Source organism: Nocardioides sp. OK12 (assembly GCF_024341885.1).
GTDB classification, from domain to species: domain Bacteria; phylum Actinomycetota; class Actinomycetes; order Propionibacteriales; family Nocardioidaceae; genus Nocardioides; species Nocardioides marinisabuli.
Genome location: NZ_BNET01000006.1, coordinates 163,673 through 188,424, shown reverse-complemented (window position 1 = coordinate 188,424; position 24,752 = coordinate 163,673). Strand labels below are relative to the sequence as shown.

Annotated in this window: 19 protein-coding genes; 8 read left to right on the top strand and 11 right to left on the bottom strand. The window is 72.9% G+C overall.

Translation table 11 applies throughout. The features are described from left to right. Positions 1-42 precede the first annotated feature (42 nt). Positions 43-1,698: a murein biosynthesis integral membrane protein MurJ gene (murJ, locus tag OCU29_RS16240; RefSeq protein ID WP_261820738.1), complete on the bottom strand. Its 1,656-nt coding sequence runs from the start codon at positions 1,696-1,698 to the stop codon at positions 43-45. After that, a complete protein-coding gene (locus OCU29_RS16235; protein WP_261820737.1) occupies positions 1,695-4,076 on the bottom strand; it encodes a DUF6049 family protein in 2,382 nt (793 codons plus the stop codon). Before OCU29_RS16235 ends, murJ begins: the two co-directional genes overlap by 4 nt. Before the next feature lie 115 nt (positions 4,077-4,191). Here OCU29_RS16235 and OCU29_RS16230 point away from each other — a divergent pair, with 115 nt between their 5' ends. Together OCU29_RS16230 and OCU29_RS16225 are read left to right on the top strand one after the other, a co-directional pair. Then, positions 4,192-5,604 carry a CCA tRNA nucleotidyltransferase gene (locus OCU29_RS16230; protein WP_179617248.1) on the top strand — a complete coding sequence of 471 codons (1,413 nt, stop codon included), beginning with the start codon at positions 4,192-4,194 and terminating at the stop codon, positions 5,602-5,604. Positions 5,605-5,637: 33 nt separating this feature from the next. Further along, on the top strand, positions 5,638-6,135 hold the full coding sequence (locus tag OCU29_RS16225; protein WP_179614825.1) for an SRPBCC family protein: 498 nt from the start codon (positions 5,638-5,640) through the stop codon (positions 6,133-6,135). A gap of 241 nt (positions 6,136-6,376) precedes the next feature. On the opposite strand, the gene OCU29_RS16220 is transcribed toward OCU29_RS16225, so the two are convergent. From OCU29_RS16220 to OCU29_RS16210, 3 genes are all read right to left on the bottom strand, one after another. Next, positions 6,377-10,354, bottom strand: a complete 3,978-nt coding sequence (locus OCU29_RS16220; protein ID WP_261820736.1) for a PKD domain-containing protein — start codon at positions 10,352-10,354, stop codon at positions 6,377-6,379. 205 nt (positions 10,355-10,559) lie between these two features. After that, entirely contained in the window at positions 10,560-11,645 is a 1,086-nt protein-coding gene (locus OCU29_RS16215; RefSeq protein ID WP_261820735.1) for an inositol-3-phosphate synthase, read from the bottom strand. A gap of 20 nt (positions 11,646-11,665) precedes the next feature. Beyond that, positions 11,666-12,355 carry a PadR family transcriptional regulator gene (locus OCU29_RS16210; RefSeq protein WP_261820734.1) on the bottom strand — a complete coding sequence of 230 codons (690 nt, stop codon included), beginning with the start codon at positions 12,353-12,355 and terminating at the stop codon, positions 11,666-11,668. A 159-nt stretch (positions 12,356-12,514) separates the two neighbouring features. Between OCU29_RS16210 and OCU29_RS16205 the strand changes: the two genes are divergently transcribed. Next, complete coding sequence (locus tag OCU29_RS16205) at positions 12,515-14,830, top strand: transglycosylase domain-containing protein (RefSeq protein ID WP_261820733.1); 2,316 nt, start codon at positions 12,515-12,517, stop codon at positions 14,828-14,830. After that, a complete protein-coding gene (locus tag OCU29_RS16200; RefSeq protein WP_261820732.1) occupies positions 14,827-16,281 on the top strand; it encodes a glycosyltransferase family 87 protein in 1,455 nt (484 codons plus the stop codon). Before OCU29_RS16205 ends, OCU29_RS16200 begins: the two co-directional genes overlap by 4 nt. Before the next feature lie 97 nt (positions 16,282-16,378). Here the strand turns inward: OCU29_RS16200 and OCU29_RS16195 are convergent, their stop codons facing one another. From OCU29_RS16195 to OCU29_RS16180, 4 genes are all read right to left on the bottom strand, one after another. Next, positions 16,379-17,488: an alanine racemase gene (locus OCU29_RS16195; RefSeq protein WP_261820731.1), complete on the bottom strand. Its 1,110-nt coding sequence runs from the start codon at positions 17,486-17,488 to the stop codon at positions 16,379-16,381. A gap of 7 nt (positions 17,489-17,495) precedes the next feature. After that, entirely contained in the window at positions 17,496-18,686 is a 1,191-nt protein-coding gene (locus tag OCU29_RS16190; protein ID WP_370463677.1) for a lipid II:glycine glycyltransferase FemX, read from the bottom strand. A 10-nt stretch (positions 18,687-18,696) separates the two neighbouring features. Further along, positions 18,697-19,506 (bottom strand): deoxyribonuclease IV, encoded by an 810-nt coding sequence (locus OCU29_RS16185; RefSeq protein WP_261820730.1) that lies wholly within the window; start codon positions 19,504-19,506, stop codon positions 18,697-18,699. A gap of 208 nt (positions 19,507-19,714) precedes the next feature. Further along, positions 19,715-20,722 carry a serine/threonine-protein kinase gene (locus tag OCU29_RS16180; RefSeq protein ID WP_261820729.1) on the bottom strand — a complete coding sequence of 336 codons (1,008 nt, stop codon included), beginning with the start codon at positions 20,720-20,722 and terminating at the stop codon, positions 19,715-19,717. Between the two features lie 260 nt (positions 20,723-20,982). Here OCU29_RS16180 and rpsF point away from each other — a divergent pair, with 260 nt between their 5' ends. The 4 genes from rpsF to rplI all read left to right on the top strand — a co-directional run bounded on the left by rpsF (position 20,983) and on the right by rplI (position 22,813). Beyond that, complete coding sequence (rpsF, locus tag OCU29_RS16175) at positions 20,983-21,273, top strand: 30S ribosomal protein S6 (RefSeq protein ID WP_179614816.1); 291 nt, start codon at positions 20,983-20,985, stop codon at positions 21,271-21,273. Between the two features lie 137 nt (positions 21,274-21,410). Next, positions 21,411-22,016: a single-stranded DNA-binding protein gene (locus OCU29_RS16170; RefSeq protein WP_179614815.1), complete on the top strand. Its 606-nt coding sequence runs from the start codon at positions 21,411-21,413 to the stop codon at positions 22,014-22,016. A gap of 99 nt (positions 22,017-22,115) precedes the next feature. Then, the gene (gene rpsR, locus OCU29_RS16165) at positions 22,116-22,352 is read left to right on the top strand and encodes a 30S ribosomal protein S18 (protein ID WP_179614814.1); all 237 of its coding nucleotides are present in this window, start codon (positions 22,116-22,118) and stop codon (positions 22,350-22,352) included. 14 nt (positions 22,353-22,366) lie between these two features. Further along, positions 22,367-22,813, top strand: coding sequence for a 50S ribosomal protein L9 (gene rplI / locus OCU29_RS16160; RefSeq protein ID WP_179614813.1), 447 nt, complete (start codon positions 22,367-22,369; stop codon positions 22,811-22,813). 84 nt (positions 22,814-22,897) lie between these two features. On the opposite strand, the gene OCU29_RS16155 is transcribed toward rplI, so the two are convergent. Together OCU29_RS16155 and OCU29_RS16150 are read right to left on the bottom strand one after the other, a co-directional pair. Then, on the bottom strand, positions 22,898-24,112 hold the full coding sequence (locus OCU29_RS16155; protein WP_261820728.1) for a hypothetical protein: 1,215 nt from the start codon (positions 24,110-24,112) through the stop codon (positions 22,898-22,900). A gap of 59 nt (positions 24,113-24,171) precedes the next feature. Then, on the bottom strand, positions 24,172-24,744 hold the full coding sequence (locus tag OCU29_RS16150) for a hypothetical protein (protein ID WP_261820727.1): 573 nt from the start codon (positions 24,742-24,744) through the stop codon (positions 24,172-24,174). Between the last annotated feature and the right edge of the window lie 8 nt (positions 24,745-24,752).

The following is a 24,752-nucleotide window of genomic DNA, read 5'->3' as shown; positions in this document are numbered from 1 at the left end:
GGGGGCTCGGCGGTGGGTGGCTGCCCCGCCATCGTAGGGGGGTCAGTCGTGCTGCGGGGCGGGGGCGCGTCGGGTGAGGGTGCGCAGCACGTCGGTCACCTCGCGCAGGCGCACCAGACGGGCCAGGACGAGGAAGACGGCGACGTCGACCGCGCCGGTCACCACGACCCGCAGGCCGGCCATCAGCCGGCTCTCCTCGGGCCCGACCTGGTGCAGGCCCCAGGCCGCTGCGGCGGCGACCGCGGTGCTCACCGCGACCACCAGCAGCGCGCGGACGGCGAAGCGCAGCAGGGCCTGCCCGCCCAGGCCGCCGACCCGGCGCGAGAGCACCGACCACGACACGACCGAGCCGACGGCGTACGCCGCCGCGTAGGCCAGCACCAGCGAGGGGGCGGTGAAGGCCGCACCGGTGCTGAGCACGAGGGCCAGGGCGACCACCACGTTGGTCACGCCGACCGCGCACTGCACGAAGAAGACGGTGCGGGTCTGCTCGAGGGAGTAGAAGCCGCGCAGCACCACGTAGTGGACGGTGAAGAAGACCAGCCCCGGCCCGAAGAGCGCCAGGGTCGTGACGTAGTTGTCGACCGAGTCCGCGGCGGCGCCGTACCCGAAGAGGATGCGGGGCAGGTCGGGGGCCAGCAGCGGCAGCAGCGCCGCGAACGGCACGATCACCGCCAGCGCGGTGCGCAGCGTCGAGGAGAGCGTCTCGCCCAGCGCCCGCAGGTCGCCGCCGGCGGCGCGCGCCGAGAGCCGCGGCAGGATCGCGGTGGCCAGCGAGACCGTGATGATCGAGTGCGGCACCATCACGATCAGGAACGCCGCGGCGTAAACCGTCGCGCCTGTGCCTTCTGGGTCACGACCGGCGGTACCGGTCGAGGCCAACCAGATCACCACGGTGTACGCCGCCTGGTTGACCACCACGAAGCCGACGGTCCACACGCCCAGGCGCAGGGTGTGGCCCAGGCCGGTGCCCCGGAAGTCGAAGCGCGGTGCGTAGCGGAAGCCGGCGCGCCGCAGGTAGGGCAGCAGCACCAGCAGCTGCAGCGCGATGCCCGCGGTGGAGCCGAGGCCCAGCAGCAGCTCCTGGGAGGTGCTGAACCCGGCGAACCGCTCGGACTCCCGGGCGGCGCCGAAGACCAGCAGGTAGACCACCAGGGTGGCCACCGCGACCACATTGTTGGCGATCGGCGCCCACATCATCGGCCCGAACGTGCCACGGGCGTTGAGGATCTGCCCGACCAGCACGAACATGCCGTAGAAGAAGACCTGCGGCAGGCAGTAGCGGGCGAAGTCGACCGTCGACTCGCGGACCTCGGGGGGCCAGTCGGTCGTGTAGAGGCCCACCACCAGCGGCGCGGCGATCACCAGCAGCACCGTGACCGCGGCCAGGAAGAGCCCGGCCAGGGTCACGACGCGGTTGGTGTAGGCCTCGCCGCCGTCCTCGTCGTCCGTCAGGGCCCGCACCAGCTGGGGCACCAGCACGGCGTTGAAGACGCCGCCCGCCAGCAGGATGTAGAGCATGTTCGGGATCGTGTTGGCGATGTGGAACGCGTCGGCGTGCAGCAGGTTGCCGAGCGCGGCCGCCAGCAGCGTGGCCCGGATGAAGCCGCTCAGCCTCGAGAAGGTGGTGCCGGCGGCCATCACGGCCGACGAGCCGAGGATGCTGGAGCGCTCCTCGTCGGTGCTGGTGGTGCTCACGCCTGCTCCTGGGGGACGTCGGAGGGGTGCCCGGAAGAGTGCTCGTCGGGGTGCTCGGCGCGGGCCGCGCGCACCCGGCGCACGAGCCGGACCACGATGGCGCCCAGCAGCAGCGCGGCGCCGGCGCCCATGATCAGCCAGATCACCCGGCTGACCTGCGCCGCCCGGATCGGGACCACGTCGACGTCACCGAGCGGCACGTCGTTGACGTCGGTCAGCACCAGGGTCACGTTGTGCACCCCCTGCTGCTCGGTGGTGGCGTTGAGCAGCACCGTGGTCGAGCTCTCGGGCGGCACCTCGATGCTCTCGGGCACCCGCAGCGTCATCGGCTGGTCGGAGCGCGCGTCGAGGCGCACCGTCACGGTCTGGTCGAGGGTGTTGGTGATGGTCGCCGGCAGCCGGCCGCTGGCGCTCGAGAGGGTCACGCCGGGCGGGGCGCTCACCTCGACGGCGCCGAGCAGGTCGCGCACGTCGTCGGTGGCGGCCTGGGCCGAGCGCAGCGCGGCGGCACGCACCGGACGGGTCAGGTAGGAGGCGGTCGGGTAGGCCTGCGCGGAGACCACCGAGGCGACCCGGTCGTTGAAGGTGAGCAGGTCCTGCAGGTGCTGGCCGGCGGCCACGAGCTCGGTCACGGCGGCGAGGTCGGCGGCGCCCAGCTCGGCCTCGAGCTGCGAGTCGGGGTAGGTCAGCTCCTCGCTGTCGACCGGGCGCGCGCGGCGGTCGGCCGTCGCCTCGGCCACCGTGTCGAGGTCGACCCAGGAGGTGCCCAGGCCCTCGAAGAAGTCGGCCGGGTCGCCGTCGGGCACCCAGCCCAGCGGCAGCGTCAGCACCAGGGGGGAGCGTTGACCGGTGTCGAGCAGCCGCACCGCGGCCTCGCTGAGGATCCGCTGGCGCAGCGCCAGCGACGACAGCCGCTCGCCCGGGCCCGGGCCGCCGTCGACGGCCCCCGAGGAGGAGAGCACCACGTCGCGCCCCTCGACGGAGACCACGCTCGGCAGCGGGTCGTCGGCGCGCTGGCCGCCGAGCATCCGGTCGGTGAGCAGGATCGTCTCGTCCTCGCGGGCCTCGGCCAGGGCCTCCACGGGCAGGAAGCCCAGCGGCGAGGCCAGCGCGGGGCTGGTGCTCAGCTCGACGCCCTCCAGCTCCGAGCCGGAGCGGCGGCGCGCGGAGCGGTAGAGCTCGGGGGCCAGCCGCGAGGCGGCGGCCACGTCGAGGTCGCCGTACGGCAGCGCGAGCACCTGGGAGCCCGACCCCACCGCGGCGGCGAGGTCGTCGAGCCAGTCGCCGGCGCTGCGCGCGAGCGCGGCCTGCTCGGCGTCGAGCCCGTCGACGGCGTCGTCGCCGAGGCGCTCGGGCACGGTCCCGGTGGTCTCGGGGAAGTCGGGGTCCGCGGGGGCCGAGGGATCCGTCGACCCGTCCTCGGCGGGGCCCGAGGGGCTCGAGCTCCCCGAGGGGTCGGTGCCGTCGGTGCCGTCGGGGCCGTCGGGGCCGTCGGGGTCGGGGGCGTCGGGGTCGCGGGGGTCGATGGTCGGCTCGATGGACCGGGCGGGGTTGCCGGCGGCCAGGCGCCCCGCGGCGTCGGTCACGGCCGGGTCGACCAGCCAGGTCAGCGGGGCGCCGTCGGCGCCGGCCCCGAACTCGACCAGCCGGGCGAGCGGACCGTCGGCGTCGAGCGCGCGGCTCCACGACTCCAGCCCGGCGACCCGGCCGTCGGCCTCGTGGAGCACCCGGCGCCGCAGCGGCACCACCACCGAGACCGGCAGGCTGCGCTCCTCGGCGCCGACCCAGGGCAGGAAGGTGCGGGCCCGGCCGTCGGCGTTGAGGTCGCGCCCGGCGGCGTCCTGGCCCAGGGCGTGCACTCCGAACCAGTAGACGCCGCGCTCGTCGACGTCGAGGCGCGAGCGGGCCACGGTGAAGGAGTAGTCGGCCGACTCACCCGGCTCCAGCGTCTCGATCGTCGCGTAGGGCCCCGGGTCGGTGACCCGGGCCCCGACGAAGTCGCGCACCGGGGTGTCGCGCGCCCGGCTCAGCTCGGCCGGCGTGGTCAGGGCCGAGTCGCCGAGGAAGGGGTAGAGGTTGACGGTCGTCCAGGTCTGGTCGTCGACGTTGGTGACGGTGCCGGTCACCTCGATCGGGCCCGACCGCGGCAGCTCGCCCGGCGTCAGCGAGTCGATGGTGACGCTGAGCGGCTCGGCGGGATCCTCGGCCGCGGCGGCGTACGCCGGCCCGGTGCCGCTCGGTGCCCCTACGGCGGCCAGCGTGCCGACCAGCGCGGCGCAGAGCGTGCCCGCAGCCAGGCGCCCGCGGCGGCTCCTGCGTCGACCGGGTCGACCGGGTCGGGCCCCGTGGGCAGGGGGCAGTGCACGGGGGAGGACCACGCCCCGACTCTAGTGGGGCCCCGTCACGGGGCCGGGCACCGTGCACCGCACCCGCTGCGCGGAGGCGCACCTAGACTGTCGGCCCGTGCCCCACGACGAGCCCGCCCCCCTCAGCATGGTCGAGGTGCAGCGATCGGTCGCCGCCGAGCTGGACCGCATCGCCCCCGTGATCGACGAGCTCGGTCGCCGCTTCACCGACGCCGGCCACGAGATCGCCCTGGTCGGTGGGCCGGTGCGCGACGCGATGCTGGGTCGCCACCACAACGACCTCGACCTCACGACCTCGGCACGGCCCGAGCAGACCGAGCGGCTGCTGAAGGGCTGGGCCGACGCGATCTGGGACATGGGCCGCGACTTCGGCACCATCGGCTGCCGCAAGGGCGAGTGGCAGGTCGAGGTGACGACGTACCGCTCGGAGTCCTACGACCCGTCCTCGCGCAAGCCCGACGTCGCGTTCGGCGACACCCTGGCCGGCGACCTGGGTCGTCGCGACTTCACCGTCAACGCGATGGCGGTGCGGCTGCCCGGCCGCGAGGTCGAGGACCCGTACGGCGGGGTGCTCGACCTGGCCCACCGCAGGCTGCGGACGCCCGGCACCCCCGAGGACTCCTTCTCCGACGACCCGCTGCGGATGATGCGCGCGGCACGCTTCGCCGCCCAGCTCGGCTTCGACGTCGACGAGTCCGTGGTCGCGGCGATGACCGCGATGGCCGAGCGGATCGAGATCATCTCGGCCGAGCGGGTGCGCGACGAGCTGGTCAAGCTCGTCATGGCGCCGCACCCCCGCCGCGGGCTGACGCTGCTGGTCGAGACCGGGCTCGCCGAGCGGGTGCTGCCCGAGCTGCCCGCGCTGGCCCTGGAGCGCGACGAGCACCACCGCCACAAGGACGTCTACGAGCACACCCTGACCGTGCTGGAGCAGTCGATCGACCAGGAGGAGCGCCTCGGCGGGCCCGACCTGGTCTCGCGGCTGGCCGCGCTCATGCACGACGTCGGCAAGCCGCGCACCCGGCGCTTCCTCGACGACGGCACCGTCACCTTCCACCACCACGACGTCGTGGGCGCCAAGCTCACCCGCAAGCGGATGAAGGCGCTGCGCTTCTCCAACGACGAGATCGAGGCGGTCAGCGCCCTGGTCGAGCTGCACCTGCGCTTCCACGGCTACGGCAGCGGGGAGTGGACCGACTCGGCGGTGCGCCGCTACGTCCGCGACGCCGGCGACCAGCTGACCCGCCTGCACGTGCTGACCCGCGCCGACTCCACCACCCGCAACCGTCGCAAGGCCGAGCGGCTCGCTCGCACCTACGACGACCTCGAGGCCCGCATCGAGCGGCTGGCCGAGGCCGAGGAGCTCGGCGCGATGCGCCCCGACCTCGACGGCAACCAGATCATGGAGATCCTCGGGATCGGGCCGGGGCGCGAGGTCGGCCAGGCCTACCGGCACCTGCTCGAGCTGCGGATGGACGACGGCCCGCTGGGCGAGGAGCGCGCCCGCGAGGAGCTGCTCGCCTGGTGGGCGCAGCGGTAGCCGACCGGCCCATACCGACGGTACGGTCCGCTCATGACCACCGCAGCCACCCCCAGCAACGCGCCCGACCACCGCGAGCACGACCTGCGTGCCGAGATCGAGGTCGACGCGACCCCGGCCCAGACCTGGGCGCTGGTGAGCGACCTGCGCCGGATGCCGGAGTGGAGCCCGCAGGTGCGCCGCACCTTCGTGCCCGGCGGCGCCGTCGGGCCGGGCAGCCGGATGGTCAACCTCAACCACCGGGGCTGGATGCACTGGCCCACCCAGGCCAAGGTGGTGCGCTTCGACCCGCACCGCGAGATCGCCTTCCGGGTCACCGAGAACTGGACCGTGTGGTCCTTCACCCTCGAGCCGCTCGACGACGGCACCCGCACCCGCATCGTGCACCGCCGCGAGACCCCCGACGGCATCTCTCCCCTCTCCAAGGGCCTGACCAAGGTCGCCTTCGGCGGCGTCCCCGCCTTCGGCCAGGAGATGCAGCAGGGCATGCAGCGCACCCTCGAGCGGATGCGCGCCACCCTCGAGTCCTGACCGTCGCCGCCGGCCCACCAGCGGCACCCCGTTGGCCGCCGTTGGTCGAGCAGTGAGGGCCGAAGGCTCGAGCGTCGCCGAGACCCGGTGAGCCCATGGCGTACGGCGAGCGCGGTTCTCACTGGGTCTCGACGACGTTCCTCGCTGGCGCTCGTCACTGCTCGACCCACGGCGACCCCCCGTACGACGACGCGGCGCCGGCCCCCGAGGGGACCGGCGCCGGTCGTTGGTGCGGTGGTGACTACTTCTTGGTGACGAAGCCGTCGACGTAGGCGAGCTTCGAGCGGACCTTGAGCACGAGGGTGTGCTGGCCCTTGCCGAGGCCGTTGAAGACCCGCTCGAGGCTGACCCGGCGCGAGGGCTCGTCGCTCTTGAACGAGATGACCCCGACGCGCTGGCCGTCGACCAGCACCGTGGCCTTGCCGCCCTGGGCGTCGGTGCCGTAGACCACGGCGGCCTGCGGGCCGCTGAAGTCGAGACGCAGCACGTCCTTGCCCTGGCCCTGGCCCTTGGCGGCGTTGTCGCAGTAGTTGCCGCCGGGGCCGCGCTGGGAGCCGACCGTGCGCCACGAGCCCGACCGCTCGACCTTGCCGGACTGGCAGGCCGAGAAGCGGTGCACGCGGAAGCGGATCGTGTCGGTGTCGCTGGCGCCGTCCTCGTCGGTGACGGTCAGGGTGACCTTCTGGACGCCGACCTCGCGGAAGCGGTGCTTGGTGCGGCGCCCACGGGCGTCGACCTCGCTGCCGCCGTCGTGGAAGTCCCAGGTGTAGCTCAGGTCCTTCGAACCGGTCTCGAGGTCGCTGGAGCCCTTGCCCGAGAGCCGCACCGAGCGGGAGTCGGTGGCGCGCGCGGGCTTGGCCTTCGCCTCGGCCGTGGGCGCGGTGTTCTCGCTCCCGGCGCCGTCCTCGGTGACGGTGATGGTCACCGACGCGGTGTCCACGGCGCCCTGCGGGTCGGTCACCGTGACCGTGGCGGTCTTGGTGCCGGGCGTGCCGTACGACGCGGTCACGACCTCGCCGGTCGCGTCCTTGGTCTCGCCGCCGTTGCCGAAGTCCCAGACGAAGTCGAGGTCCTCGACGCCGCTCTGGGCGTCGGTGGTGCCCTCGGCCGAGAGCGTCACGTCCTCACCGGTGCCGACCGTGGTGGGGGTCGCCTCGGCGACGGCCTCCGGTGCGGTGTTGTCGGCGGCGGGCTCCTCGTCGAGGTAGCCGTAGTTGAACTCCCCGCAGCCGGAGCCGACGGTGAGGTCGACGTCGCCGGTGAGGTTGTTGGCCGGTGCGGCGTCGTCGCCCGACATCGACCTCACGGTGAAGCCCAGGCAGCCGAAGGCGAACTCCCAGTCGCCCGAGGTGGTGCTCGGGTCGGAGTAGTTGTCCACGTGGGGCTTCGCCGGGGCGTCGGAGAAGCTCGAGCGGGCGGCCGCGGCGGTGAAGGCCGCGTCGTTCAGCTCGGGGGTGTCGCTGCCCGGCGTCGGGGTCGCGTCGAGCGGCGACTGCGCCGGCGGGTTGTCGGTGCCGGTGTTGCCGTAGCCGTGCGCCTCGTCGGTGTAGACCAGGGAGAGCCCGGCCTCGAAGGCGGCGCCGCCGCGGTCGGCCTGCCCCTTGCCGTCGAAGTCGAACCCGGAGCGGTCGCGCATCTCCAGGTAGTAGGCGTGGTCCTGCTCGGAGGCCGCCCCGGCCTGGAGGAACTTCCAGCCCTGGGTGCAGCTCTGGGCGACGGTCAGGTCCTTGCGGCAGCCGCCGTTGAAGATCCGGCCGTCGTCGGGCCCGCCGCTGGTCTCCAGGTCGGTGACCAGCACGTCGTACGGCGCCTTGCCGGGCTCGGTCACGGTGACCTTGAGGTCGTCGACGAACCAGCCGGGCCGGGCCAGGCCCGGGTCGGTGGCGTAGCTGAAGCGCAGCGCACCGGCCTCCTTGCCCGCCAGCTCGCTGATGTCGTAGCGGTCGGCGAGGAAGACGGCCTCAGGGGTCTCACCGAGCTTGCGGTCGAGGGCCTCCGAGCCGGCGGCGTAGCTGCCGGAGGTGCCGGTCAGGCCGTGGTCGAAGGTGGCCTGGCACTGGTTCTGGTTGGGGTTGCCGGCCAGCGGGTCGGTGTTGGAGGTGGTGTAGCCGTTCTCCGACTCGTTGGAGGTGTAGGTCTTGCCGCCGTCGGTGGTGGTGAGCACGAAGCCGTAGTCGTAGTCCCACTCGATGTCCCACCACGACTTCATCGACAGCTCGACGGTGCTGCCCGCCGGCACGGTGGCCAGCTGCGGGATCGCCACGTCGAGGTTGCGACCGCTCTGCGGGGCGCAGCCGAAGTCGTTGCCCGAGCCCGACCACCACGCGTGGGTCTTGCTCGCCTTGTCGCCGGAGTCGAAGACGGCCGGGTCGAGGAGCTGGCGGCCGGGGAGCTTGGCGACGTACATCTGCGAGTTCTGCACGCGCCCGTCGGTGCCCTCGCGCAGCGTGTACGGCGTGCCGTCGGGGGTCCGCCAGGTGATGGCGTCGATGTCGGTCTTGGAGTCCTTCCAGCCGGTGACCGAGGTCGAGGCGTCGAGGACCTGCGGGACGACCCAGCCCATCTCCTGGCGCGAGAACGCGTCCATGTTCTGCGACTGGTCGGTGGCCATCAGGTTCCAGTCGCCGTAGGTCTCGCGGCTGCCGGTGGAGTAGAAGTCCGGCAGGCCCAGCGAGTGGCCGTACTCGTGGCTGATGACGCTGGCCGCGTCGATGGCGGTCTCGGGGTTGACGTTGTAGGGCCCGACCCGGACGTAGACGACGAGGTCCTTGCCCTTGTCGGTGGTGGTCATCGTGGTCCGCGTGGTGTCGGTGTACCAGAGCGGGCGGCCCTCGAGGTCCTTGAGCTGGTCGTCGGTGGTGAAGCCGGCCAGGCCCGTGTCGGGGTCGGTGTAGTAGAACTCCAGCGACGAGGAGTGCGGCCACACGTTGTCGTAGGAGACGTCGGTGTACTCGCAGCCCAGGATCGTGAGCTGGGAGGCGCCGTTGCCGCCGCAGCCGGCGAAGACGGCCATGAAGAAGTCGACGACGCCGTCCTTGTCGGTGTCGAAGTCGGAGTAGTCGACCTCGGGGTCGGCGATCGCGGCGGCGTCGTAGACCATCTTGCCCGGGGTGCCGCAGCCGCTGTCGATGGCCTGCAGCGCACCGACCCCGGCCAGCGCGCCGACCAGGGCCGAGCCGTTGGCGTCGGCGCCGTAGTAGGCGGTGTTGCCGGGCAGGTTGTAGACGCCGTCGCTGATCCGCTCGGGGTAGAGCGGCGTGCCGGCCGGGTCGAGCGGGGAGTCGGCGTAGGTCAGGCCGCCCGTGCAGGTCTGGCCCAGCTCGACACCGGTGAACTCGAAGCCCGGCTCATAGGCGAAGTCGGTGCCGTCGAGGCCCGCGGAGGGCACCGTGCCCTCGGGGAACAGCTGGCCCAGGCTCATCTCCTGGAACAGGTTGAAGGTCGAGCCCTCGAAGGTCGGGTCGTTGATGATCTTCTCGAGCTGACCGCCGGTGTGGGTGGCCTGGTACTTCCGGTCGGTGTACTGCACCGGCACGATCGGGAACGGCCGGTCGCCGTAGCGGGCGGTCTCGTAGATCTCGTTGGGCGGGATCACCTTGGGGCCGTGGCTGGTGACGCTGGTGCTCTGGGCCGCGCGGGTCACCTTCGCGGTGCTGGACAGGTCGCGCCACACGATGGTGGGTTCCTGGGCCAGCGAGTCGGCCTCGTGCTCGAGGACCAGGGTGACCCGGGCGGGCGACTCCGCGCTGCCGGCGGGCACCAGGGGCACGGTCCAGGTCAGGGTGTCGGTGCCGCCGGAGGCGACCGGGGTGGTCGAGGTGCCGCTCGGCGGGCGCACGGCGGTGATGGTGCTGCCGCGCGGGGCGGTGACGCTGACGGTGACGCCGGTGACCGGCGTGGTGCCCGCGTTGGTCAGGAGGATCCGCGAGGGGTAGCTCTCGCCGGGCTTCACCCAGCCGACCGACGAGACGAAGCTGTTCTCGACGGCGAGGTCGCCCAGGGAGGCCTTGCTGGGCGGGGCGGCGATGACGCCGGGCGCGGACGCCGCCGCGACGGCGCTGGTGGCGCTGGTGGCGCTGCTGAGGCTGCTGGCGGGCTCGGCGGTGGCAGCCGTGGCCGCACCGAGACCGAGGGCGCCGAGACCGGAGAGAGCGGTGGTGCCGGCGGCGAGCAGGGCGGTGGCCCTGAGTCGCCGGCGGTGGCGGGGTGTGGGATGCATGGTGGTCCTCGAGACGGGCACCCCCGGTAGGGGCGCGTACCCCGGGCCAACGACCCCCGTGGGCCACGGGTTACGAGCGGGCCGCCCTTCTTCACCCCCGTCACCCGCGAGGGGGGTACGACGAACGGCGCGGACCCGGTGGGTCCGCGCCGTCCTCGGTGCTGGGTCGTGCTGGGTTGTTCAGGGTCGTGCTGGGGGGAGGTGCTTACTCCTCGCCGGCGATGAAGGCCTCGACGCGGCGGCGACCCTCGTCGTCGGGAAGCTGCACCGGGGGGGACTTCATCAGGTACGACGACGCCGAGATGATCGGGCCGCCGATGCCGCGGTCCTTGGCGATCTTCGCGGCGCGCAGGGCGTCGATGATGATGCCGGCGGAGTTCGGGGAGTCCCAGACCTCGAGCTTGTACTCGAGGTTCAGCGGCACGTCGCCGAAGGCGCGGCCCTCGAGGCGCACGTAGGCCCACTTGCGGTCGTCGAGCCACTCGACGTGGTCCGAGGGACCGATGTGGACGTTGCGGTCGGCGACCTTGCCCTTGAGCTCACCGGTCAGGTTGGAGGTGACGGCCTGGGTCTTGGAGACCTTCTTGGACTCCAGGCGCTCGCGCTCGAGCATGTTCTTGAAGTCCATGTTGCCGCCGACGTTGAGCTGGTAGGTGCGGTCCAGCGTGACGCCGCGGTCCTCGAAGAGGCGGGCCATCACGCGGTGCGTGATGGTGGCGCCGACCTGGCTCTTGATGTCGTCGCCGACGATCGGGACGCCGGCGTCCTCGAACTTCTTGGCCCACTCGGGGTCGGAGGCGATGAAGACGGGCAGGGCGTTGACGAAGGCGACGCCCGCGTCGATGGCGCACTGCGCGTAGAACTTGTCCGCCTCCTCCGAGCCCACGGGCAGGTAGGAGACCATCACGTCGACCTCGCGCTCGCGCAGCACCTGCACGACGTCGACCGGCTCGGCGCCGGACTCCTCGATGGTCTCGCGGTAGTACTTGCCCAGGCCGTCGAGGGTCGGGCCGCGCTGGACCTCGACACCGAGGGTCGGGACGTCGGCGATCTTGATCGTGTTGTTCTGCGAGGCGTGGATGGCCTCGGAGAGGTCCTTGCCGACCTTCATGTCGTCGACGTCGAAGGCGGCGACGAAGTCGACGTCCTTGACGTGGTAGTCGCCGAACATGACGTGCATCAGACCGGGGACGCTGCCCTCGGGGTCGGCGTCCTTGTAGTACTCGACACCCTGGACGAGGGAGGTGGCGCAGTTGCCGACTCCCACGATTGCTACTCGAACCGAACCCATCGGGTCGTTCCTTCCTTGTCTCACGACTCGCCGGCCGCGGGGCCGGCTCGTCGAGCTGTGGTCGCCGGCACCTCGGGTGAGGCGGCCGGTGGGACGTGCTGGTCTTCGTGCTGGTCTTCGGGCAGGTCGTCGTGCTGCTCGCCGGTGGTGCGCTCGTGCGGGCCGGGGTGGGCCACGCCGCGCTCGGCGTTGATGAGGTCGGAGAGCCACTTGACCTCGCGCTCGACCGACTCGACGCCGTGGCGCTGCAGCTCCGCGGCGTAGCGGTCGACCTCCTTCTGGGTCATCGACAGCTGGCCCTGCACCCGCTCGAGGCGCTCCTGGAGCCGGGTGCGGCGTCCCTCGAGGACCCGCAGGCGGATCTCCATGTCGGTGGAGGAGAAGAAGGCGAAGCGGATGTCGAAGTTGTCGTCCTCCCACGCGGTGGGGCCGACCTCCGACATCAGGCGCTCGAACTCGAGGGTGCCGGCGGGGGTCACCTGGTAGGTGATCCGGGGCCGCCGGCTCACCGGGGTGCGGGTGGGCGCGGACTCCTCGATCAGCCCGGCGCGCAGCATCTTCTTCAGCGTCGGGTAGAGCGAGCCGTAGGAGAGCACCCGGCCCCAGCCGAGCATCAGGTTCAGCCGCTTGCGCAACTCATAGCCGTGCATGGGTCCCTCGTGCAGCAGTCCGAGGACTGCCAGCTCGATGGTCTCTCCACGGCGTGCCATGCGACATATCGTAGCGATATATCCCCGCGATGAGAAAACTGCTTCTATCACGCCTAATCGCGCGGATCGGTGCGTCCTCGGGCCGGTTGCGTACCCTGATGGACGGTCCGGACCACCGGGCGTGCTGGTCGCGCCCCCTTCCCCTGGAGCAGCACCGACGTGACAGCCAAGCGCAGGGCCGAGGGCCCGGCCGTGAAGAAGACGCCGAAGAAGAAGACCCCGCGGACGTGGAAGCAGCGTTCGCTGAGCGTCCTGAAGTGGGGCTCGATCGCCGGTCTCGTGGGCGCGCTGCTGGCTGCCGGTGGGTTCTTCTACCTCTACCAGAGCACCGACATCCCGGACCCCAACGCCGAGTTCGAGACCGAGACGACCTTCGTCTACTACGACGACGGCAAGACCGAGGCCGGCCGCTTCGCGACCCAGGACCGCACCTCGATCAGCTACGAGGAGATGCCCGACTCGATCAAGGACGCGGTGGTCGCCGCGGAGAACCAGTCCTTCTGGAGCGACTCCGGGCTCGACCCCAAGGGCATCGCTCGCGCCTTCTTCAACAACGCCTCCGGTGACGACACCCAGGGCGCCTCGACCATCACCCAGCAGTACGTCAAGGTGCTCTACCTGACCCAGGAGCGCTCCTACGAGCGCAAGGTCAAGGAGGCGATCCTGGCCCTCAAGCTGCACCGCAAGCAGTCGAAGACCGAGATCCTGCAGGGCTACCTCAACACCATCTACTTCGGCCGCGGCGCGTACGGCGTGCAGGCGGCCGCGCAGGCGTACTTCGGCAAGGACGCCACCGACATGAACCTGCGCCAGTCGGCGGTGCTGGCCTCGGTGCTCAACAACCCCTCGCGCTTCGACCCGGCCGGCGGCAAGGAGAGCAAGCGGTTGCTCGAGGGGCGCTACGCCTACGTGCTGAGCCAGATGGAGAAGCTCGAGTCGATCACGCCCGAGGCCGCGGAGAAGGCGGTCAAGCGGCTGCCGAAGTTCCCCGAGATCGCCGCGGAGAGCACCTACGGCGGCCAGAAGGGCCACGTCCTCGAGATGGTGCGCGACGAGCTGAACCGGCTCGGCTTCACCGACGACGAGATCGACGGCGGCGGCCTGCGCGTGACCACCACCTTCACCGAGGAGGCCATGAAGGCCGCCGAGGAGGGCGTCCTCGAGGCCCGCCCCGAGGGCTTCGGCGACAAGCAGCTGCACGTCGGAGTGGCCAGCGTCGAGCCCGGCACGGGTGCGGTGCGCGGCTTCTACGGCGGCCAGGACTACGTGCAGTCGCAGTACAACTGGGCCGTCACCGGCGGCCAGGCCGGCTCGACCATGAAGGCCTTCGCGCTCGCCGCGGCCATCAAGGAGGGCTTCTCGCTGCGCGACACCTTCGACGGCAACTCGCCCTACGAGCTGCCCGACGGCACCGAGATCGAGAACCAGGGCGACCAGAGCTACGGCTCGGCCATCGACATGGTCTACGCGACCCAGAAGTCGGCGAACTCCGCGTTCATCGACATGACCCTGGCGATGGAGAAGGGCCCGCAGAAGGTCCTCGACATGGCCAACGCGATGGGCGTGCCGCCGGCCGAGGCCGGCAAGAACGCGGCCGGCATCCCGCCGACGTCCCCGGGCCTGGAGCCGATCACCGGCATCGCCCTGGGCAACGCGACCGTCAGCCCCATCAACATGGCCAACGCCTACGCCACGATCGCCAACGAGGGCGTCTACGCCGAGCCGTACGTCGTCGAGGAGGTCGTGAACGCCGACGGCGAGGTCGAGTACACCCACGAGGACAGCACCGAGCGCGCCGTCAGCGCCGACATCGCCGCCGACGTCTCCTACGCGCTGCAGCAGAACGTCACCGGCGGCTCGGGCACCGCGGCGCTGGCGCTGGGCCGGCCCGCGGCCGGCAAGACCGGCACCGCGACCAACGGCAAGGGCGAGGTCTCCTCGGCCTGGTTCGCCGGCTACACCCCGCAGATGTCGACCGCGGTGATGTACGTGCGCGGCAAGGGCAACGAGCAGCTGCAGGGCTGGCTGCCGGAGTACTTCGGCGGCGCCTACCCCGCCGACACCTGGCTCGCGGTGATGAGCGACCTGATGGAGGGCCTCGAGGTCGAGGAGTTCCCCGAGCCGGTCTTCGTCGACGGCGAGGCGCCCCCGGGCTACGCGCCGACGACCGCGCCGCCGGCCCCCACCACCCCGCAGCCGACCCGGCAGTCGCCCACCCGGCAGCCGACGCCGACCCAGGAGCCGACCCCCACCGAGGAGCCGACGACCCAGGCGCCCACGCCGACCCCGAGCCCCACCGACGACTGCGACGGGATCCTCTGCGGGCCCAGCGGCAGCTCCTCGCCGTCGAGCAGCCCCTCGTCGTCGCCGTCGCAGTCGCCGTCCGGCGGCGCCGCCGGCGGTGGCGGGCCCTCGGCCAGCCCGAGTGGTCGCGCCGGCGGCGCGGCGACGGCCGAGCGACGCCGTACGCAGTGACCGACGCCGCGCCGACGCGCGAGGACCCGCTCGCCGCGACCTTGAGCGAGGGTCTCGGCGGGCCGCTCGGCGAGCGGGCCGGGCGGCACCCCTGGTGGACGCCGGTGCGGGTGCTGCTCGCGCTGGCCGCGGTGGTGGTGGCGCTGGGGATGCTCCAGAAGGCGCCGTGCTACTCCGACACCTGGAGCGACAGCGACGCCCGCTTCAGCCAGATGTGCTACTCCGACCTGCCCTACCTCTACACCGGGCGGGCGCTGGCGGAGCGGGCGTGGCCCTACTCCGGCGACGAGTCGCTGCGTGAGCGCTACCCCGAGGTGATGGAGTACCCCGTCGGCATCTCCTACTGGGCCTGGGGCACCGCCCTGGTGGCGCAGGGGCTGACCGAGGGCCTCGGGGGTCTGCCCGACCTCGCCGAGCGTCGCGCCGCGGACCCCGGCTCGTTGTTCGGCGACGCCGAGGTGCAGCGCGAGATCCGCGCCTTCGTCATCGTCAACGCCCTGGGCTTCGCGGTGCTGACGCTGCTCGCGGTGTGGCTGCTGGCCCGCACCCATGCGCGTCGGCCGTGGGACGCGCTGTGGTTCGCGGTCTCGCCCGCGCTGCTGCTGACCGGCCTGGTCAACTGGGACCTGCTCGCCGTCGTGCTGGTCGCCGGCGCCCTGTGGGCGTGGGCGACCGGGCGGCCGCTGCTGACCGGGGTGCTCGTCGGGGTCGGCACCGCCACCAAGCTCTACCCGCTGTTCCTGCTCGGCGCGGTGCTGGTGATCTGCCTGCGTGGGCGCCGCTGGCGCGAGCTCGGCGTGGTGTGGCTGGGCGCGGGCGTGGCCTGGCTGCTGACCAACCTGCCGGCGGTGCTCACCGGCTACGAGCAGTGGCGGGTCTTCTGGTCCTTCAACTCCGAGCGCGGCGCCGACCTGGGCTCGCTGTGGCTGGTCGCCGCGCAGGCCGGCGACCTCGACATCGACCCCTCCACCATCAACACCGCGTCGCTGGCCTTCTTCGCCGCCTGGTGCGCCGGCGTCTTCGTGCTCGGCATGCTGGCCCCCGAGACCCCGCGCCTGGCCCAGCTGGGCTTCCTGCTGGTGGCGGGCTTCCTGCTCGTCAACAAGGTCTACTCGCCGCAGTACGTGCTGTGGCTGCTGCCCCTCGCGGTGCTGGCCCGCCCCCGCCTGCGCGACCAGCTGGTGTGGCAGGCCGGCGAGATCTTCTACTTCGCCGCCGTGTGGTGGTACCTCGGCGGGCTCCTCGACGCCGGGGGCGGCGGCGACGCCGGCTTCTACTGGGTGGCGATCGTGCTGCGCGTGGGTGCCGAGCTCTACCTGGTGGCCCTGGTCGCCCGCGACGTGTGGCGCCCCCAGCACGACCCCGTACGCCGCCCGCTGCCCCCACCGCCCCCGACCGACGTACCCCCGGGGGCCCCGGCGCCCGTGCATGAGTCCCCGGTCAGCCGGTGATTCCTGCACTTGGTGGGTGTTGCAACACCTGACAAGTGCATGAGTCACCGGTCGACCGGTGACTCATGCAGCCGGGCCACGATTCCGCCGGGCAGCCTCAGGTGACGACGATGCGGTCGAACGTGGTGGCGGTGTAGCGGACCCGGACGTCGAGCAGGTCGCCGACGGCGGGGACCCGGGCGCCGGTGGGCAGGAAGAGCATCGAGGCCTGCATGTGCGGCGGTTCGGCGAAGAGGCGCTGCTTGGCGTCGATGGAGAACGGCGAGCGGACGAACCCGACGGCGTCGAGGCCGCCGCGGGCCAGGGTGGCGGCGCGACCGCGCAGCCCGAGGTCGCCGGTGGGCGCCTCGAGGCCGATGCCGTGGGCGGTGCCGCCGGTCACCACCAGCAGGTGCCCCGACTTCGGGGCGGTGCGCCCGCGGTAGCCGAAGACGTCGCCGCGCTCGAGGGGGTGCACGTCGAGGACCGTCGAGGTCACGGTTAGGGCGGAGCGCTCGCCGAGCCACAGCCCGGTGCCCATCCGGGAGCGGAACCGGTACTCCGGCCAGCGCGCGGCCAGCCCGGCCAGCTCGGCGTCGCTGAGGTGCGAGACCCATACCGTGCGCGCGCCGGCGCCCTCGGGCAGCTCGGCGCCGACCACGTCGGTGAGCAGCCGCGAGGCCTCGGAGGTGTGCGAGCCGTGCGCGAGCGGGAAGTGCATCGCGACGCCCTCGAGGCGGGCGCCGGGGTGGGCGCGCAGCACCTCGCCGACCGACCAGAGGCCGCGGGCGGTGAACCCGTGGCGCTGCATGCTGGTCATCCGCTCGAGGACGAACCGCGCCCGCGGGCGGCGCTCGAGCAGGTCGCGCAGGTCCTCGAGCCGGCCCACGGTGTGCACCAGCCGCTCGGCCAGGGCGTCGTCGTCGGTCGCCTCGAGCGCGGTCCCGAAGGGTCGCCACGGGGTGAGCACCACGATGCTGCCGCCGAAGCGCTGGGCGACCTCGCCGATCTCGTCGTAGGTGCCCACGGCCAGGGTGTCGCAGGTGCCGGCGCCGGGCTCGTGGCCCAGGTCCTGCTCGGCCAGCCACTGGGTACGCCGCGCGAGGCGGCCCAGGCCGAAGCCGTAGCCGTTGCCCTTGACCACGGGCACCAGCCCGGGGTGGGCGGCGGCGGTGCGGCGCAGGTGCTCGCGCCAGCGGGGGCCGTCGACGGTCAGCGTGAGGCTCATCGCGCGGTCACCGGCGCGCCATGTAGAGGCTGAAGGCGCGGTAGAGCACCTTGTTGAGCGGCAGGTCCCACTCGCCGGCGTACTCGACGGCCTGGCCGCCGGTGCCGACCTTGAACTGGATCAGCCCGACGTGGCTGTCGTCGGCCTCGAGGGTGTCGGTGATGCCGCGCAGGTCGTAGACGTGGGCGCCGGCGGCGAGGGCGTCGCGCATCATCGCCCACTGCGCGGCGTTGGAGCCGCGCACGTCGCGCTTCTCGGTCGACGAGGCGCCGTAGGAGTACCAGGCGTGGGTGCCGACCCGGATCGCGATGGTCGCCGCGACCAGGTCGCCCTCGTGGCGCGCCAGGTGCAGGCGCAGGCGGCCGGGCTGGCCGAGCTGCTCGCCCTCGCCGGCCAGCGCCTCGACCATGGTGCGGAAGTAGGAGAGCGGGCGCGGGGTGAAGTGGTCGCGCTCGGCGGTGTGCACGTAGAGCTCGTGGAAGGCCGGCAGCGCCTCGAGGGCCTCGGCGACGCCCGAGGTCGACTGCACCTCGACGCCGGCCTTGGCGGCCTTCTTGATGTTGCGCCGCCACTGCTGGTTCATCGCCTTGAGCACGGCGTCCTCGTCGAGGGGCGCCCCGTCGTCGTCGACGAGCGGCACCTGGAAGACGAACTGCGGCTGGCCGGCGGCGAAGCCGCCCTCGACGCCCTGGTGGCGCCAGCCCATCGACTCGAGCTGAGAGACGACGCGCGCCCCCACGACGTCGCGCTCGAGCGGCGCCAGGTCGCCGAGGCGGCGTACGGCGTCGTCGGCGATCCCGTCCTTGACCTGCTGGGCGCTCCAGCGGGCGGTGACCACGGGCGGGCCCATCCGCACCCCGAAGGCCCCCCGGGCCCGGCAGTGCGCGGCCAGCGGCTCGAGCCAGCGGGCCAGGTCGTCGTCGGCCCAGTCGATGACCGGGCCCTCGGGCACGTAGGCCAGGTAGCGCTTGAGCCGGGGCAGCTGGCGGTAGAGCACCAGGGCGGCGCCGACGAGCTCGTCGCCGGCGAAGAAGCCCAGCGACTCGCGGCGCCACTCGGCCTTGACCCGGCCCCAGGCGGGGGTCTGCAGGAAGCTCGCGGAGGACCGCCCGTCCAGGAAGGCCAGGTGGTCGGCGGGCGGGATCTCCTGCACCCTCAGCGGGGCGCTGGGCTCGGCACGGGTCGCTGCGGGGCTCACAGCCGCGACGTTACAGCCGATCGCGGAGCCAGGCCGCGTCGGCGACGTGCGCCTCGGCGGGCCCGGGGGTCTCCATCACCACGGGCGCGCCGGCGTCGCGCACGACCGAGGCGAGCAGGTCGGGGTCGATGCGCCCGGCGCCGAAGTTGGCGTGCCGGTCGGCCCCGGAGCCGAAGTCGTCACGGCTGTCGTTGGCGTGCACCAGGTCGATGCGCCCGGTGATGGCCAGCACGTCGGCCACGACGGTCTCGAGGGCGTTGCCGCCGGCGTGGGCGTGGCAGGTGTCGAGGCAGAAGCCGACCATGTCGGCGCCCTCGGCGCTGCCGATCGCGGCCCACACGCCCTCGATGCGCTCGAGGTAGCGCGTCATCGCGTTGTCGCCGCCGGCGGTGTTCTCGATGAGCAGGGGGATCTTGAGGTCGGTCGCCTCGACCGCCTTGCGCCAGTTGTCGAAGCCCACGGCGGGGTCGTCGGCCTTGTTGACGTGCCCGCCGTGCACGACCAGGCCCTTGGCGCCGATCTCGGCGGCGGCGTCCATGTGCTGCTGCAGCAGCTTGCGGCTGGGGATCCGGATGCGGTTGTTGGTGGTGGCGACGTTGACGATGTACGGCGCGTGGACGTAGAGGTCGACCCCGGCCTCCTCGGCCTCGGCGCGCAGGCCCGCCGCCCCGCCGGGGTGGGCGACCTCGGGCCCGCGGTAGCCCTGCGGGTCGCCGAGGAACATCTGCACCAGCGGGACCCCGCGCTCGCGCGCCTCCCCGACCGGGTCGGCCTGGTCGACGTGGGCACCGATCGGCAGCTGCTGGGACTTCGACGACATGGCCCCAGCCTAGGAGCGGGCACCGACGCCCCCGCCCGGGGGTTTGCGGGCCGGAGGCCCGGGCACCCTGGTGCCGTGGACGTGAGCGTGCCCCTGCCGCTGGTCGCCGACGAGCGGCTCGTGGCGGCGACGGTGCTGCTGCTCCTCGCGCTCGTGCTGGTGCTCGTCGGGCTGGTGCTGCTGCGCCGTCGGTGAGCCCCGGCCGGCCTCACACGAGCAGCGCGAGCGCCACCACGCAGAGCACCGCGGCCGAGACCAGGCAGCAGGCCGCCAGCACGGTGCGCCGGTCGGGACCCCGGCCGGGCGCGCGCGGCGCCGGCGGCTCGCCGAGGCGGTCGGGCACGTACGGCGGGCCGGGCTCCTCGTCCCAGGGCGTGCCCGGCGGCACGCCCAGCCGGTGCAGCCGCTCGAGGGCGGCCAGCGCCGAGGGTGGCCGGCCGGCCGGGTCGGGGCTGGTCAGCGCCGCCAGCAGACCGGCGAGGTCACCGGGCGGGACGGGCGGCGGGCCCTCACGGGTGGGCGGACGGCCGGTGAGGAGCTCGAGGGCCACGACGCCGGCGGCGTACAGGTCCTGGCGGGGGTCGGGCAGCGCCCCCCGCGCCTGCTCGGGGGCCATGTAGCCGTCGGTGCCGACCGCACCGGGGTGCCGGGTCAGGCGCGGTTCGTGCTGGAGGGTGGCGACGCCGAAGTCGCCGAGGCGCAGGTGGGGCCGGGCGGCGCCGGTCGGCTCGAGGAGCAGGTTGGCGGGCTTGACGTCGCGGTGCACCACCCCGGCCTCGTGCACCGCGGCCAGCGCGCGCAGCAGCTGGGCCAGCAGCACCCGCACGTAGCTCTTGGGCAGCGCGCCGTGCTCGGCGAGCAGCACGTCGAGCGAGCCGCCGCGCACCAGGTCCATGGTCAGCACGACGACGTGGTCCTCGGCCGCCCAGCCGGTCGGGGCGACCACGTGGGGGTGCGCGATGCGCACCGACTGCTCGCGCACGAAGCGCAGCAGCAGCCCGGCGGCCTCCGTCGGGGCGCCACCTCGGGCCTGGTCGAGCACCTTGGCGCCCACCCAGCGCCCGGCCTGGTGGTCCCAGGCCCGCCAGACCGACCCCATCGCCCCGGCGCCGATGCGGTCGGCCAGCTCGTAGCGCCCGACCAGGCGGGCCGGCGGGCCCGTCGGGGCGGGCGCGACGGAGGGAGCGAGGGAGGGGGCGGGGTGGCGGTGGCTCATCGCCAGCCCCCTACCCCGTCCCCGCCCGGCGCACGCCTGGGTCCTCGCGCGCGTGCGGGCTGTGGACGACGTTTAGGCCGACACCGCGGCGCGCTGGTATCTTGCGCTGTCCGAGATCGCACGACCCACCGACGGGTCCGTGTCCTCGGGCCCCGCTCCCACCAGCCCGCCGCTCCGCGGTGCGCCGGGTGCGGGTTTCGCACAGCCCTCCTGCCACGGAGAGACCGTGGCCGCCGAGTCCAGAGGAGGTGGAGACCGCTATGCGTGCCTACGAAGTGATGGTCATCCTCGACCCCAGCCTCGAAGAGCGGACGATTCAGCCGTCCCTCGAGAAGTACCTCAACGTGATCACCAAGGACGGTGGCACCGTCGAGTCCGTCGACGTCTGGGGACGTCGTCGCCTCGCGTACGAGGTGAAGAAGAACGCCGAGGGCATCTACGCCGTCATCTCGCTGAACGCCGAGCCCGACACGGTCAAGGAGTTCGACCGTCAGCTCGGCCTCAACGAGGCGATCCTGCGCACCAAGGTCATCCGGCCCGACGCGCACTGAGCCCCCGGCTCGACGCCTCGGGTCGTCCACTTGTGGATGACCCCTGTCCGATGTCGGCGCGAGCGGCCACCATGGTCGCGAACGCTGTCTCGGACGACCGAACAGCACCAGGATCAGCACACCGCTAGGGAGACCTCATGGCAGGCGAGACCGTCATCACGGTGGTCGGCAACCTCGTCGACGACCCGGAGCTGCGCTTCACCCCCTCGGGGGCGGCCGTGGCCAACTTCCGGATCGCGTCGACGCCGCGCACCCTCAACCGTCAGACCAACGAGTGGGAGGACGGCGAAGCGCTGTTCCTGTCCTGCTCGATCTGGCGGCAGGCCGCGGAGAACGTCGCCGAGTCCCTCCAGAAGGGCATGCGCGTCGTGGTCCAGGGCCGGCTCAAGGCCCGCAGCTACGAGACCCGCGAGGGTGAGAAGCGCACCGTGATGGAGCTCGAGGTCGACGAGGTCGGCCCGTCCCTGCGCTACGCGACCGCCAAGGTCGCCCGCACGACCCGTCAGGGCGGCGGCGGAGGCTACTCCGGTGGCGGCCAGGGCGGCGGCGGAGGCTACTCCGGCGGCGGCCAGCAGGGCGGGGGCCAGGGCGCAGCCCCGGCCAACGACCCGTGGGCCTCGCCGGCTCCCCAGCAGGGGGGCCAGCAGGGCGGCGGCTTCGGCGGGGGCCAGTCCCGGCCGGCCCCGGCCCAGGGCAACGACCCCTGGGGCGCCCCCGGCGTGGGCGAGGAGCCCCCGTTCTGATCCTGGACCGCTCGGTCCAGCACCACCTGTCCAGACAAACCTGACCCATTCCGACCCGGTAGCCACTCCGGGGCGGGCTTCTAGAAAGGAAGCACCACAATGGCCAAGGCAGTGATTCGCAAGCCCAAGAAGAAGGTTTGCCAGTTCTGCAAGGAGAAGGCGAGCGGCGTCGACTACAAGGACGCCACCCTCCTTCGCAAGTTCATCTCCGACCGCGGCAAGATCCGCGCGCGTCGGGTGACCGGCAACTGCGTCCAGCACCAGCGCGACGTGGCCATCGCCGTCAAGAACGCCCGCGAGGTGGCCCTGCTGCCCTACACCTCCACCGGTCGCTGAGAGGAGCACGGACGATGAAGCTCATCCTGACCCAGGAGGTCACCGGTCTCGGTGGCCCGGGCGACGTGGTCGAGGTCAAGGACGGCTACGGCCGCAACTACCTCGTGCCCCGTGGCGTGGCCATCCGCTGGACCCGCGGTGGCGAGAAGACCGTCGAGTCGATCAAGGCCGCGCGCACCAGCCGCGCGGTCCGCGACCACGACCACGCCGCTGAGATCAAGGCCAAGCTCGAGGCGTCGACGGTCAACGTCGCCGTCAAGGCCGGCGAGGGCGGGCGTCTCTTCGGCGCCGTCACCCCCGCCGACATCGCCTCGGCGCTGACCGAGACGACCGGCGAGGCCGTCGACAAGCGCACGATCGCGGTCAAGAACCCGATCCGCTCGCTCGGCAACCACGAGGTCTCCGTGCGGCTGCACGACGAGGTGTCCGCCACGGTGGCCCTCAACGTCGTCAAGGCCTGAGACCCAGCAGCACCCTGCAGCACCGCGACGGGCCCGGACCTCCACTGGAGGTCCGGGCCCGTCGTCGTACGTCGGGGCTGCGGCTCAGCGCAGCATGATCGCGTCGAGCTGCACCGGCTTGCCGCGGCTCATCACCCGGAAGGCGATCTTGCCGGTGAAGGAGGCGCTCTGCTCGTTGCGCACGACGACCACGTCGCTGCGGGTGGTGCGCTTGCCGCCGAGCTTGACCTTCTGCCACACGCCGCCGGGGATCTTGTACTTCAGCTTGCCGCTCGTGGGGCCGGTGGTGGCCAGCAGGCGCACCTCGCGCACGTCGACGCCGGCGACGGTGATCTTGGTCTTGTACGCCGACGCCTCCAGGTAGTCGCCGCCGAAGGACTTGGCGCGGCGCTTGGTCGCCCAGCGGCGGCCCGGGGAGACCAGGTCCTCGGGCACCGTGAAGCTGGTCGTGGCCGGCAGGGCCGAGGTGTTGCCGGCCCGGTCGGTCACCGAGACGCTCAGGGTCCGGGTGCCGGGCCCGAGGTCCTTGAAGGTCACGTGGTCGTCGCGGCAGGGCATCGCCTCGCCGTCGATGTCGCAGGTGTAGACCAGCGGCGACTCCGAGCCGGTGATGCGCAGCGTGGGGCTGTCGGTGGTGAGCATCGGGCGGTCGGGGGTCTCGGGGTCGAAGGGCTGGTTGAAGATGCGGGCGACGGGGGCGACGGTGTCGAGCTTGAAGGTGGCCTCCTCCGGCGTCTGGTCGACGTCGGGCAGGTCGGTCTCGGCCCCGTTGGAACCCAGGATCAGGTCGTTCTGGGTGGCGTCGATCTTGCGGTCGGCGGCGTCGTAGGCCCGCACCCGGAAGGTGTAGGGGGTCTCGCGACCACCGAGCTCGCGCCGGGTGTCCTCGAGGTCGTTGTAGGTCTGCGGGCTCGTGCAGGCGGTCCACTCGTCCTCGGGCGGGGCCTCGGGGGTGTTGAAGAACTGGCACTCGAACGCGATCGGGTCGGTGTCGGCGTCGGTGTGGGCGCCGGAGAAGGTGAAGGTGACCGAGTCCTGGGCGATGAAGCCCGCCTCGTTGGGGGCGGGGGAGGCCGTCACGGCCGAGGTGACGGGCGGCTCGCTGTCGTCGCACCGGTCGCCGGGTCCGATCGGCGAGGGCAGCGGCAGCGGGAGGGGGAGCTCGCCGGGAGGTGCTGCCTCGCTGAGGCAGCCGGGCTCGGCGTGGGCGGCCGGCATCGCGAGCACCGGCAGCAGGGCGCCGACGAGGGCGGCCACGGACAGGGCCGCGCCACGACGTACGGACGGGGGGACGGTCATCGAGATTCCTCCGAGGGGGCTGGCGGGGTCGATGCTTCAACGCCCCGCTCCGCCTCAGGCTACGAATCCCGGGCGGTCCTCGCGGCGCTTCGACCGAAGTCGCGGGGGGTGCCGCCGGCCCACGGGCGCCGCGCATCGACCAGCAGCATCACGATCACGGTGAGGATCAGGAGGTCGGCGAGCACGAAGGCGAGGGGCTCGAGCTGGTCCAGACCAGCGCCGTAGACGAGGACGGGCAGCACGGCGACCAGCACGGCGACGGTGCGCACCAGGTGCCAGCGCCGCCGCGGGGCCGGGTCCTGCGCGCCGGCGGCGGCCGCGGCCAGCTCGTGGGCCAGGAGGACCGTCACCAGCAGCGCCGGCAGGCTCAGCGCCCAGGCGATGGCGGGGTCGACGTCGGCGAGCGCCTCGTGCAGCAGCGGGAACCACAGCAGCGCGGAGAGCAGGCCCGCGGTGACGGCCAGCCCGACCAGGACCGGTCGCTGCCGGGTCGCCGAGGCCAGGGGCAGGCGGCGCAGCGCCGCCACGACCAGGGCCCAGCCCGCCCAGTCGGCCAGCACGTCGTACCCGCCGACGGGCGCGACGAGCGCGACCAGGAGCAGGCCCGAGGCGACCAGGGAGAGCGGGGCCATGGCGGGGA

Bases quoted from the DNA above. Each gene is read 5' to 3' on its own strand.
- OCU29_RS16155 (WP_261820728.1), bottom strand. From the start codon at position 24,112: ATGACCGTCCCCCCGTCCGTACGTCGTGGCGCGGCCCTGTCCGTGGCC.
- OCU29_RS16220 (WP_261820736.1), bottom strand. From the start codon at position 10,354: ATGCATCCCACACCCCGCCACCGCCGGCGACTCAGGGCCACCGCCCTG.
- OCU29_RS16185 (WP_261820730.1), bottom strand. From the start codon at position 19,506: ATGTCGTCGAAGTCCCAGCAGCTGCCGATCGGTGCCCACGTCGACCAG.
- OCU29_RS16195 (WP_261820731.1), bottom strand. From the start codon at position 17,488: ATGAGCCTCACGCTGACCGTCGACGGCCCCCGCTGGCGCGAGCACCTG.
- OCU29_RS16215 (WP_261820735.1), bottom strand. From the start codon at position 11,645: ATGGGTTCGGTTCGAGTAGCAATCGTGGGAGTCGGCAACTGCGCCACC.
- rplI (WP_179614813.1), top strand. From the start codon at position 22,367: ATGAAGCTCATCCTGACCCAGGAGGTCACCGGTCTCGGTGGCCCGGGC.
- rpsR (WP_179614814.1), top strand. From the start codon at position 22,116: ATGGCCAAGGCAGTGATTCGCAAGCCCAAGAAGAAGGTTTGCCAGTTC.
- OCU29_RS16225 (WP_179614825.1), top strand. From the start codon at position 5,638: ATGACCACCGCAGCCACCCCCAGCAACGCGCCCGACCACCGCGAGCAC.
- OCU29_RS16170 (WP_179614815.1), top strand. From the start codon at position 21,411: ATGGCAGGCGAGACCGTCATCACGGTGGTCGGCAACCTCGTCGACGAC.
- OCU29_RS16210 (WP_261820734.1), bottom strand. From the start codon at position 12,355: ATGGCACGCCGTGGAGAGACCATCGAGCTGGCAGTCCTCGGACTGCTG.
- rpsF (WP_179614816.1), top strand. From the start codon at position 20,983: ATGCGTGCCTACGAAGTGATGGTCATCCTCGACCCCAGCCTCGAAGAG.
- OCU29_RS16180 (WP_261820729.1), bottom strand. From the start codon at position 20,722: ATGAGCCACCGCCACCCCGCCCCCTCCCTCGCTCCCTCCGTCGCGCCC.
- OCU29_RS16230 (WP_179617248.1), top strand. From the start codon at position 4,192: ATGGTCGAGGTGCAGCGATCGGTCGCCGCCGAGCTGGACCGCATCGCC.
- OCU29_RS16150 (WP_261820727.1), bottom strand. From the start codon at position 24,744: ATGGCCCCGCTCTCCCTGGTCGCCTCGGGCCTGCTCCTGGTCGCGCTC.